This is a genomic window from Acidobacteriota bacterium, from assembly GCA_004299485.1.
GTDB lineage: Bacteria > Acidobacteriota > Terriglobia > Terriglobales > SCQP01 > SCQP01.
In genome coordinates, this window is sequence record SCQP01000017.1 from 14079 (window position 1) to 25643 (window position 11565).

9 protein-coding genes are annotated in these 11565 nt (G+C 63.0%); 2 read left to right on the forward strand and 7 right to left on the reverse strand.

Annotated features, from left to right (window positions below; all coding sequences use genetic code 11):
• Window positions 1–8: 8 nt before the first annotated feature.
• Both EPN33_13210 and EPN33_13215 read right to left on the reverse strand, forming a co-directional pair.
• The gene (locus EPN33_13210) at window positions 9–1361 is read right to left on the reverse strand and encodes a phosphomannomutase/phosphoglucomutase (protein ID TAN21044.1); all 1353 of its coding nucleotides are present in this window, start codon (window positions 1359–1361) and stop codon (window positions 9–11) included.
• Between the two features lie 654 nt (window positions 1362–2015).
• Window positions 2016–5336 (reverse strand): TonB-dependent receptor, encoded by a 3321-nt coding sequence (locus EPN33_13215; GenBank protein ID TAN21045.1) that lies wholly within the window; start codon window positions 5334–5336, stop codon window positions 2016–2018.
• A gap of 128 nt (window positions 5337–5464) precedes the next feature.
• Here EPN33_13215 and tilS point away from each other — a divergent pair, with 128 nt between their 5' ends.
• On the forward strand, window positions 5465–6439 hold the full coding sequence (tilS, locus tag EPN33_13220; GenBank protein ID TAN21046.1) for a tRNA lysidine(34) synthetase TilS: 975 nt from the start codon (window positions 5465–5467) through the stop codon (window positions 6437–6439).
• 136 nt (window positions 6440–6575) lie between these two features.
• Complete coding sequence (locus EPN33_13225) at window positions 6576–8498, forward strand: ATP-dependent metallopeptidase FtsH/Yme1/Tma family protein (GenBank protein TAN21047.1); 1923 nt, start codon at window positions 6576–6578, stop codon at window positions 8496–8498.
• A gap of 69 nt (window positions 8499–8567) precedes the next feature.
• On the opposite strand, the gene EPN33_13230 is transcribed toward EPN33_13225, so the two are convergent.
• From EPN33_13230 to EPN33_13250, 5 genes are all read right to left on the reverse strand, one after another.
• Window positions 8568–9110 (reverse strand): DinB family protein, encoded by a 543-nt coding sequence (locus tag EPN33_13230; GenBank protein ID TAN21048.1) that lies wholly within the window; start codon window positions 9108–9110, stop codon window positions 8568–8570.
• An 87-nt stretch (window positions 9111–9197) separates the two neighbouring features.
• Window positions 9198–9464: a GlsB/YeaQ/YmgE family stress response membrane protein gene (locus tag EPN33_13235; protein TAN21049.1), complete on the reverse strand. Its 267-nt coding sequence runs from the start codon at window positions 9462–9464 to the stop codon at window positions 9198–9200.
• A 56-nt stretch (window positions 9465–9520) separates the two neighbouring features.
• Window positions 9521–10414: an FtsX-like permease family protein gene (locus tag EPN33_13240; protein TAN21050.1), complete on the reverse strand. Its 894-nt coding sequence runs from the start codon at window positions 10412–10414 to the stop codon at window positions 9521–9523.
• Window positions 10146–10856 carry an FtsX-like permease family protein gene (locus tag EPN33_13245; protein TAN21051.1) on the reverse strand — a complete coding sequence of 237 codons (711 nt, stop codon included), beginning with the start codon at window positions 10854–10856 and terminating at the stop codon, window positions 10146–10148. Before EPN33_13245 ends, EPN33_13240 begins: the two co-directional genes overlap by 269 nt.
• Complete coding sequence (locus tag EPN33_13250) at window positions 10817–11452, reverse strand: hypothetical protein (GenBank protein ID TAN21052.1); 636 nt, start codon at window positions 11450–11452, stop codon at window positions 10817–10819. Before EPN33_13250 ends, EPN33_13245 begins: the two co-directional genes overlap by 40 nt.
• Window positions 11453–11565 lie beyond the last annotated feature (113 nt).

The window sequence follows — 11565 nt, forward strand, 5'->3', positions numbered from 1 at the left end:
GGAGACTTCTATTCTACTACTGCGCGCACCCGCCCCAGTCCCGCGTCCAGCGACGCCTGGCTGCGCGCTTCGACATTGAGCCGGAGCAGCGGTTCGGTATTCGACGGCCGCAGATTGAACCGCCAATCCGGATACGCTACCGACAATCCATCCGTGTAATCCATCTCTCCGCCGGCAAACGCGGTTTCCGCGCGCGCGATCACGGCCGCGGCATCGGCCACCTCGAAATTGATCTCCCCGCTGGCGAAATACTTTGCGCGCAGCGGCGCTACGTACTCCGACAGCTTCTTCTTCTCCCGCCCCAGCAGCTCCAGCATCAGCAGCAGGGGAATCATGCCGTTGTCCCGGTACCAGTTCCGGCGGAAATAGAAATGCGCCGACATCTCTCCCGCAAAGGCAGCGTTCACCTCCCGCATCTTTGCGGGAATGATCGTCATTCCCGCCCGGCTCAGCACGGTCTTGCCTCCGAGCGTGGCAATGGTCTCCTGTGTTGCCCAGATGCTGCGCGGGTCAATCACCACCGTCGCCCCTGGTTCATGGTGCAGAATCGACCGTGCCAGGATCGCCGTGGTGAAGTAGCCGGACAGGAAATATCCCGTCTCATCCACGAAAAAGCAGCGGTCGCCGTCGGCATCCCATGCCACGCCGAGATCGGCATGGTTTTGCTTCACCGCTTCCACAAGCTCGCCCTGGTTTTGCGGCAGTAAGGGATTCGGCACGCCGCCCGGTACGGGGAAATTTCCGTCCGGCTCCTCGTACATGCCCTGGATCTCCAGTGGTAGTCCGCCGCGCCGTGCCACCAGCCGCAGCACTTTGACCTGCAAGCCGCAGTTGCCATTGGCCACAATCCGCATTGGCCGCAGTTTCGTCCGGTCAATGTAGCCCAGCACGTAATCGGCAAACCCGTCCCAGACGTTTTCCTGCCGCAGTGCCCCCGGCACACTCGCTGGCGCTCCTCTGTTGTCGCGCAGCGCCAGCTCGCGAACCTTTTCCAGGCCGCTGGTGAGCGCGAGGGGTACGGCCCCGCGGCGGCAGCAGTTGAAGCCATTCCACTCTTTGGGATTATGCGACGCCGAGACGGTAAATCCTCCGTCCACGTCAAGCGTCGCGGCGGCAAAGTAGAACATGTCGGTCGACACCGTTCCGATGTCTACGACCTCGACTCCGGCGCGGAGTAGCGCTCCGATCGCCGCCGCGGCCAGCGCCGGGCCCGAAGCCCGCACGTCTTTGCCGACCACGACCTGCTTCGCGGCCACCACTTGTGCAAATGCCCGGGCAATCGCTTCGGCCCCGGCCTCATCCAACTGGTCCGGATACACTCCGCGGATGTCGTAGCTCTTGAAAATTTCCGGATCGATCACGTCGCCTCCAGACGCCAGTGTATCCTGCGGCGCTTCTCGGCTGGCAGCCGCGGCGCACCGCCGATCCGCTATAACACGAATGCCCCGTCACACTTGCGTGCGCCGGGGCTCGTGGGTAGTACTGCAACCTTCACGGTAACAAAAAATAGCCAGTGGCACTCAACTTTCGAGCACCGCCGGCCCAAACTGATAACTGACAACCGATAACTAAAAACTAGAAGTTCGGTTTGGCCGTCAACTCGATCAGGCGCGGCAATTCATCGTCGCCCAGGAACGATCGCAGCCGGCTCGTGGGTACGCTCACCGCGCTCAGGATTTGTCTTGCAGATGTCATTGATCGGGTTACCAGAGTTGGGGTAGTTGAACGGATTGAAGAACTGCGCTGCCAAACCCAACTGCGCGGTCTCCCAGCCGGGAATTGCCGTGTTCTTGAATACGCTCAGATCGATGTCAACCGAAATTCTGGTTGGTCGGCGTGCCCGATGCCGCCTTATCCACCACGCAGAAGAACATGTCGCATGGCTCATGGGGTGATTCAACGCAGAGCCCGGCCCGGTCGCCGCAAGCTGCGTTTGACAGCTTACAAAAAACCGGCGCCCCGCGTGTCTCCACGCGCGGCGCCGGGAGTTACAGCAAGCTGGAAGCTGTAAGGACCTAAAAGATCAACTTCGCCGTCAGCTCAATGAGACGTGGCGAGGCATCTCCTCCCAGGAACGAGCCCAGCAGGCTTGTGGGTACGCTCACTGTCCGAATAACGGTCCCGAACTGTGAGTTGGCAACATCGGCCACGGGCTGGTCGAAGTTGGGGTGATTGAAGAGGTTGAAGAACTGGATCCCCAGCGCCAACTGTCCGTTCTCCCAACCCGGAATCGCCGTGTTCTTCATCACGCTCAGGTCGGTGTCGAAGAAGCGCGGGCCGCGGAACTGATTCCGGACCTGGTTGCCAAAGCCAGTGGGCGTCGCGGTCGAGGGGGAAAACGCGGCGGCGTTCAGGCACTGCTTGTCGATCGTGCAGGTGCCGTTCTGCCCGTTGCCGGTCAGCTCACTGGCGAACAGCACTGCACTGGTCGAGGTGCCATTGCCGAAGTTGGTGGCGGCCAGTGTCGAAGTCGCGGCGTTGTCGATCACCGTCATCGGCAAGCCGCTGCGGGCAAACAGGCTTCCCGCCAGCGTCCAGCCCTTCCAGAGCGCGCTGCCGCCGCCCGAACCGAACACCCGGTCAAACGGAATCGTCCATACGTAATTCAGGCTCAGGTATTGCCGGATGTCATAGTCGGCGTTGCCGTAGTTGAACCGCCGCAGGTTGAACGGATCCTGCGGGCTAAGAACGCTGGTGTTGGTGCCGAAGTTGAAGGGATTGAAGCCACCATTGGAAATTTCATCCAGCGCGTGGCTCCAGGAGTAGTTCACGCCGAACTCCAGCCCGCCCGCCATACGGTGCTGGAATCGCACCGTCAGGCCGTTGAAATTCGAGATGGCCTGGTTCTGGAGGTGAGTGACGGTGGCGAAGCGCGGGTCTGGGGCCGTGGCCGGCAGGCCCACAAAGCCCGTCGCGAAGGCATTGATGCCGCTGTTGAGCACGGGCTCATGAATGCCATGGTTGCCTACGTAATTCAGGCTGAAGCTGGAGTTGGCGCCGATCCCCTGCTGCAGCTCCAGGTTCCATTCGTAGTAGGTCGGTGGCTTCACTTTCGTCGGCGTGCTGAAAAAGCCCGGCGGCACAAAGCCCGGGTTAGTTGCCGAAATCGAGGCCAGGGTGCCCCCGTTAGCAAAGGCGGTCAGGAAGGCGGCATTATCCGCGGTGGCGGCGGCCGGCGCAAACCCGGGCGTACCCGGCGCCAGCGTGCCCGGCACGATGAAAGTGTTCAGATTGGGAGAGTTCCCTGCCAAGCTGTCCATCAACTGTCCCGGCAGCGAGTCATTGAACATGCCAAATCCGCCCCGCAGCACCGTGTTGTGCATGCCGAAGACCTGCCAGGCGAAGCCAGCGCGCGGTTGCCACAGCACCGTTTGCGTGGAGGGGAACGCCCGCCGGAGTCCGGTCTGAATCACCGCGTTATAAGGCACGGCGGGATCGTGCGCCAGTTCCGGGAACGGCGCCGTTAGCCGGGACACGCAATTGTGCAGGCACACCGGATTGGAGTGATGCTCCAGCCGCAGCGTCAGCGTCAGCTTCAAATCCGGCGTCACGGCTACGTCATCTTCCACGTACCCGCCCAGCCGGTACAGCCGCACCGGCTGGTTGAACCGGTTGGGGAAGGCCTGTTCGGCAAACAGCGATTTGCCGGCGAAGAAGTTATCGAGGGTGGTCACGACCAGCGGGGTCGTCAAGATCCCCAAGTCGTAATCGTTGACGTCGTTCAGGGTCCAATCCACGCCGAATTTCCAGGTGTTGATGCCGTCGACCAGGGAAAAATCATCGGTCAGGCCGAACTGGGTCACGTTGCGTCCCTGCGGGAAGAGATAACTCAGCCCGCCCAGGTTGGCGAACGAGCCGCCGGCGAAACTCAGCGAATAGGGAAACACGGCCGCACGCGCCGCTGGATTCGGTCCGAAAATGGCAGAGTAATGGTTGCCGCTGGCGTTGAACTGGTTCACCGAGCCGCCGCTGAAGCTGTGGGTCCAGTTCGTCTGGCCCTGGTATTCCGGCTGGTTACTGGTGATGTTGAACGCCGGGTTGACCGGGTCAGTTTCCGTGGCCTGAATTCCCCGGTCCATCGAGTAACGGAAGTAGGCGGTATCGTTGGGGCCAAAATGCTGGTCTACCCGGGCCGCCAGGTCCCACTCGTGTGTCTTGTTGCTGGTGTTCGAGAAGAACGAATTTGCGCACACCCCTCCCGCCGGCAGGCCCGTGAATGTGCCGCACGACCCTGCCAGCGGTGTCGCCCGGCTCGCGCCGTTGGCGGTGTTATACAGGTTGAAGATGCTGTTATAGAACGGCACCTGGGCCGCATTGCCCGTGGCCGCTAGATTGGCCAAGGTCGCCGCCTGAAACGCCGGGCTCGGAATTCGGGTCTGCACGCTGGTGGGCAGCACCACATACAGGCCGTCGGTGTTCACAAAGAAAAACGTCTTATCTTTCACGATCGGGCCGCCAAAGCCCACCGACCAGTTGTTGATGTTGTCGAACGAACGCGGCGCGCCGCTGGCGTTGTTGAAGAAACTATTGGCGTTCATCGTCCGACCGTTCCAGTTGTAGGTCGCATCCCCGTGCCAGCCATTCGTGCCTGACTTGGTAACGTAGTTTACGTTCGCACCGCCAAAGCCGCCGTACTGGCCCGAGTAACCGTTGTTCACCACGGTCACCTGTTGCACCCCGCTTTGCCCCAGCGTGAGGTTGGTCGGTCCGGAGTTGTTCAGATTCAAAAACGGATCATTGTCGGGCTGGCCGTTGATGGTAAACAGGTTGGATGTGGCCGGCAAGCCGAAGGTGGAGAAATTGCCGTACCCGCTCTGGGTGTTCATCACCGCCCCCGGCGCGGTCTGCACCATCGAGGTCAGGTCGCCGCCCCCGTTGGGCACCTGTTGCACTTGCGCGTTGCTGAAACTGGTAGTGATGTTCGCATTGTTGATCTGTACCGGCGCCGCCTCGCCGGTCACGGTGACGGTTTGCGTGGCCGCGCCTACCTGCAGACTCATGTTGGCCGCCGCCACCTGGCCCACGTTCACGGCGACTCTCACCTTCTTGGGAGTGAAACCGGTGGCGACCGCCTCGACCGTATAGCTACCCGGTGGCAGCAGGGAAAACTGATATTCCCCGTGTGCGCCGGTGCTGACAATTTTTGCCGTGCCGGTTTGGGTGTTGATCAGGGTTACCTTGGCGCCCGGGATGGCGGCGCCGCTGGGATCGGTGACTACGCCAGTGACGCCGCCTGAGGTCAGGCTCTGGGCCGCCAGCAACCCTGCTACCAGCAGAAACAGAAGAGGGACGAGCAAACGGAACGATAGGACAGTGGTGCGGTTCTTCATGCCCATCCTCTTGCACCCGCAGGACCGCTCCCGCTCTGCTCCTTTTGGCTGCAACCATTGATACTTAGCAGAGCTGCCCCGTGTCTCCGGATTCCAGTCCCCACAACCCGCTACACTCGATCTAAAATTCCGGAGTGGCGGTTGCGCGCGAAACTCTCGCCAGCTTCTTTCAACCCGGTGACCGCATTGCTGCTGCGGTCTCCGGCGGCGCCGACTCCGTTGCCCTGTTCCTGTTGCTGGCGGAGCTTGCGCCTGTCTATGGCCTGCAGCTCTCAATTGCCCACTTCGATCACCACTGGCGGCCGGAATCGGCCGCCGACGCCGCCTTCGTGCGCGGCCTCGCGGCCCAGCACAGTGTTGATTTCCACCTCGGCGAGGCCCCAGCGGCGCCTCCGGCGCGCGATCGCGAGCAAGCTGGCCGGCGCCAGCGTTACGCCTACTTCACCGCGCTGATCGGTGCCGGCAGGGCTGATTTCATTGCCACCGCCCATACCGCCGACGATCAGGCTGAAACCGTCCTGCTGCGGTTGCTGCGGGGCGCCGGTCCGTCCGGGCTGGCGGGGATTCTCCCCCGTCGCGCCGATGGCATCATTAGGCCGCTGCTGGGCTTTCGCCGTGCCGAGCTGCGCGCCTGGCTCGAAGCCCGCCAGCAGCCCTGGCGCGAGGACGCCACCAACGCCGACCTCGGTCCGCGCCGCAACCTTCTGCGCCATCGCTTTGTGCCTGAGCTGGCCGCTGCCTTCAACCCGGCGCTGGCTGTCCACCTGGCCTCTCTGGCCTCGTTCGCACAGGCCGAAAACGAATTCTGGGCCAGCTACCTCGATCCCCTCCTTAGCCACCTCTGGACCCCTACGACCACTGGCGGCACGCTACCCCGGAAAGAACTCCTCGCCCTGCCGCTTGCTGTTCAGCGGCGCCTGCTGCGTGCTGCGGTGGAGCGTCTTCAGGGTGACGTTCGCGGCCTCGATTCGCTTGCCTTAGAAGAAATCCTGGCCTGGCTGGCCGCGCCCGCCCGCCGTCCGCGCCGCCGCTCCCTCGCTCGCTGCAGCTGTCTTCTGACCGCTCGCACCCTCGAACTCATCACCCCTGGCGCGGGACCGCTGCTATAATGGGAATAGCGTCGTGCGTGTGCCAACCAGCAGCACTATGCCTCTCTGTGGGAACTATTCTCCGCCATTAACATCTAAAAAAGCAGCAGCTTCGGCGCCGGCATTGGAAACCTAAACTCGAAACTCAAAACTTCCTGTGAATTCAACTGTCAAAAGCGTCGTTCTCTGGGTGGTTCTAATTGCCGCCGCGCTCGTGCTGTGGCAAATGGTGAAAATGGGGGGAGCCTCTGCTCGTGAACAGCAGATCAACTTCACGCAGTTCATGACGCAGGCGCAGAACGGCAACATCGCCTCGGTCACCATCGACGGCCAGGACGTGCACGGCAAGGTGCGCAGTCCCAAAGACGAAACCTTCCACAGCATCATCCCGGCTTCTTACCCCGACGTTTTCAAGGTCCTACAGGACAAGGGCGTCTCCGTCAACGTCAAGAACCAGTCCAACTCCGGCTGGATGGCCGAGCTGCTGATTGACGGCCTGCCCTTGCTGCTCATTCTGGTGCTCTGGATCTGGATGATGCGGCAGATGCAGACGGGCGGAAACAAAGCGCTCTCCTTCGGCAAGAGCCGGGCCAAGCTGCTCTCGACGCAGCAGAAAAAGGTCACTTTCAAAGATGTTGCTGGCGTGACCGAAGCCAAGGAAGAGCTGCGCGAGATCATCGAATTTCTAAAGGAGCCGCAAAAGTTCCAGAAGCTGGGTGGCCGCATCCCCAAAGGGGTGCTGCTGGTCGGCCCTCCCGGCACCGGCAAGACGTTGCTTGCCCGCGCGATTGCCGGCGAAGCCAACGTCCCGTTTTTCTCTATTTCCGGCTCCGACTTTGTGGAAATGTTCGTCGGGGTGGGCGCCAGCCGTGTGCGCGACCTGTTTGAGCAGGGCAAGAAGAACGCCCCCTGCATCATCTTCATTGATGAGATCGATGCCGTTGGCCGGCATCGTGGAGCGGGTCTCGGCGGCGGGCACGACGAGCGCGAGCAGACCCTCAACCAATTGCTGGTGGAAATGGATGGCTTCGAGAGCAATGAGGGCGTGATTCTCGTGGCTTCGACCAACCGCCCCGATGTGCTCGATCCCGCGCTGCTGCGCCCCGGCCGGTTTGACCGCCGGGTAGTGGTTCCGCGTCCCGATCTGCGCGGCCGCGAGGAAATCCTCCGCGTCCACGCGCGCAAGATTCCTCTTGCCGAAGATGTGGATCTGGGCGTGCTCGCCCGCGGCACCCCCGGTTTTACCGGCGCCGATCTCGCCAACCTGATCAACGAGAGTGCCCTGCTGGCCGCCCGTTACAGCCGTAAGACGGTGATGATGTCGGACCTTGAGGCCGCCAAGGACAAGGTGCTGATGGGCGCTGAGCGCCGTTCCATGATCATCACCGACGAGGAAAAGAAAAACACCGCCTATCACGAGGCCGGCCACACACTGGTCGCCGCCAAAGTCCCCAACTCCGACCCGCTGCACAAGGTCACCATCATTCCGCGCGGCATGGCGATGGGCGTGACCATGCAGTTGCCCACCGATGACAAGCACACCTATTCGCGCGATTATCTGGAAGCGCGCCTGGCGGTGATGATGGGCGGCCGCATCGCCGAAGAGCTGATCATGCAGCATATGACCACCGGCGCCGGCAACGACATCGAACAGGCCACCGATCTGGCCCGCAAGATGGTCTGCGAGTGGGGCATGAGTGAGCTCGGACCGCTCACCTTCGGTAAAAAGGAAGAGCAGATCTTCCTCGGCCGCGAGATTTCCCAGCACCGCGACTTTTCCGAGGACACCGCCATTCGCATCGATCAGGAAGTGCGGCGGCTGGTGATGGAAGGCTACGACCGCGCCCGCAAAGTCCTGACCGAAAACGTGGACATGCTGCACAAGCTGGCGCAGGCGCTGCTCGAGCGCGAATCGCTCGATGCCGAAGAAATCCGCATGGTCCTCGCCGGCCAGCCCCTGCCGCCGATGCAGGCGCCGCCGCCGCCGCCTTCGAGCGGCGAGCCGCAGCAAGAGGTGCTGCGGCCGGAGCCGGCCCGTCCGCCGCGGCCCGTCCCCGGCGATCATCCCCAACCCGCGTAAGTGCAGCGCCGCGGAGCGACGCGCGACACAACGAGCGAAAGCGGGGGTAGCGCGCCGCAAGCGCTGAGCCTACTCCCCGCTATGGCCATCGCACCGCAGCACTCCCAGATATTGCGCCCATGGCCCCACGGCTTCGCGGTATTGATGCGCCAGAATCCTGGAAATCTGGTGTAGATGGGTCAAATCATGCACCGCCCACGCGGCCAACAATTCTGTCAGCGTGATCGTCCCCAGCGCCGGATGCCTGCCCCGCAATTTCATCTCCCGATCGCCCAGCCGTAGCCCCCGCAACTGCTCCAAATTCTGCGCCCGCAGGCGCGCAAACTCGTCGAGCAACGCCCCCAGACTCTTCCCGCGCGTTTCCTGGGCAAACCCCCACCGGTTTAGCGGTTCAAAGGTCCGCTCCTCGCCCGATTCCAGAATGAGCCGCACCCTGGGCATCCAATCGACGCGCTCCACGTAGGCCAGATGTGCCACGACTTCCTGCACGCTCCACGTCTTCTCGCCCTCGTTCCGCGCGACCCAGTTCTCCGTCAGGTCCCGCACCAGCGCGCCCACTGCGCCCGGCGTTCGAGCCAGCAGGGCAATCGTGTCTCCCAGTTCTTGTTCCAATTGGTCTCGCCGCTCTGTCGCTCGCTTCAATGTACCAGAGCGACACGGGCTGGCGAGCGCCCGCGCATGTACGTTTCCGGACGGGCTTTACCCGGCTCTCCGCCTCGCGCCGCCGCCGGCGAGCGCCCGGACGATGACGGTCAGCACCACCGCTCCTAGAATTGCTACCAGGATGGTGTAGATCATCCCTCCGCTGGCAGGTGCTCCCAGCGCCTGCATAATCGCGCCGCCCAGAATCGCCCCAATGATACCGATCACAATGTCCAGGAGGATGCCATAGCCGCCGCCGTGCATGATTTTGCCCGTTGCCCAGCCCGCAATCAGCCCCACGATCACCCACCATATCAGGATCATGACGTATTGGATGCGCCTTGGAGCTTCCCGGCTGCACTTGGTCATGGCCCCCGACCTCATTCCGTCCGCAGAGTCACTGCCGGGTCCACGCGGCCGGCGCGGCGCGCGGGCATGTAGCAGGCCAGTGCCGCGATCAGGACCAGCAGCACCGCTACGCCGGCGTAGGTCACCGGATCGGTGGGGCTGACCTGATACAGCAGTCCGGCTAAGACCCGGCTCGCCCCCAATGCCAGTACCACGCCGATCGCCACGCCGATCGCCGCGGTCTGCACGCCGCGCCGCACCACCGATCCCTCCAGCGAACCCGGCGAGGCTCCCAGCGCCATCCGCACCCCGAATTCCCAGCGCCGTTGGCTCATCGTATACGCCAGGCCTAGGACCGCCAGGACCAGTGCCAGCAGGCCGAAGGCGCTCAGCAGGATCACGGTCACGTGAGCGGGGAACAGCGATACCGCCAAAAACTGCTCGCCCGTCTGCAGAGGCGACAGATCGGGATCCACCTGCCGGAGGCGCTGCTGCACGGTGAGCAGTACTGATTGCGGGGGGCCGGCGGTATGCATCATCAGAAAGCCGGTGGTTGAAAGTTTCTGCAGCTCATACAGGAACGGCTTGGGCGGCTCATCGAGCGCCGTATACTTGCCCGTCGGCGTCTCGCCAATCACGACCGCCTGTGGGGTGGTCTCATCCAGAAAGTTGACCTGCTTCCCGATCGGGTCCTGTCCGGGCCAGAACTTCTCGGCAAACGCCCGGTTGACGACCACGACACTGCCCGCATGCGCCAGGTCGGCCTCGGTAAAGCTGCGGCCACGCAGCAGTGGTGTCTGCATCGCCGCAAAAAAGCCGGGACTCACCTGCGTGTCCTGGATGTCGTAGCCACGATGGCCCGCCGGCGGCGCCACGCCCGGCACGTTCAGCATGGCGTCGGATTCGCCCGCCTGCAGGGGCGGCATCGAAATCCAGTCCGCCTGCCACCAGCGCCAGGACAATGCTTTCGATCAGCACCTGCCGGATCAGACGTCCGCGGCTCGCGCCCAGCGCCGCCCGCAGCGCCATTTCCCGGCGCCTTCCTGTGGCTTGCGCCAGCAGCACATTCGCCGCATTGGCACAGGCGATCAGCAGCACCAGTCCGACTATGCCCATCAACAGCACCATCAGTCCGCTTGCCGCCTGCCGGAACGGCATGGGGACTGTCTCCAGCGGCACCGCGACGGCACTGAACACTTTGCGGTCACTGCCCGGATAAGCCGCATCCAGATGTTGCGCAATCAGCGCCAGGTTCGCCGACGCCTGCTGCAGGGTTACACCCGGCCGCAGCCGTCCAGCCGCGAAAAAAGTGCGTGCGTTCCGGTTCGTCAGGTCTTGCTCGGCGGTAGGCGTGCCGAATGAGCCCAACCGTCCCAGGATTTTCTGCGGATGCCCAAATCCGGCTGCAGGCCCGCAAACAATCCCGCAAAGCCGGGCGGCGCTACCCCGACCACGGTAAATCCCTGCCCATTCAGATCAATCTGCTTGCCGAGGACGTCGTGGCGGCCGCCGAACTGCTGGCGCCAGAACTGATCCGACAGCACCACCGCCAGCGGTCCGCCCAACTGGGTTTCGCTCGGGTCAAACGCGCGCCCGATTTGCGGAGGCACGCCGGTCACATTGAAATAGGCTCGCGTCACCATCTGCAGCATGATGGTCTGCATCCCGCCCCGCGCCGGCCGGTAGGTGGCAAAGCCGAGCGCGTATGCAGTCAAGCCGCTGAAGCTCTGGCTCTGCGTACGGAAATCCTGGAAATCCGGATAGCTCATGGGCAGATAGCCATTCAGCGGCGCATTGGCCTCGTGGTCGCGCGTATACACTTCCGCCATCTGCCCAGGTTGCGCCACGTCCGGGGCGCGTAACACCACCGCGCGCGCCAAACTGAAGATGGTCACGTTGGCGCCAATGCCCAGCGCCAACGAGAAAATCGCCACGGCCGCCACGGCCGGCTTACGCGTCAGCAGCCGTCAGCCGGAGCGAAGGTCTCTGCCAATACCTGTGCTCATACGTGCTCCATGGCAATCCCAGGCCCACAGGCGGCTGTTGATGGCAAAGCACTTATGCGGTGGCCACTGTC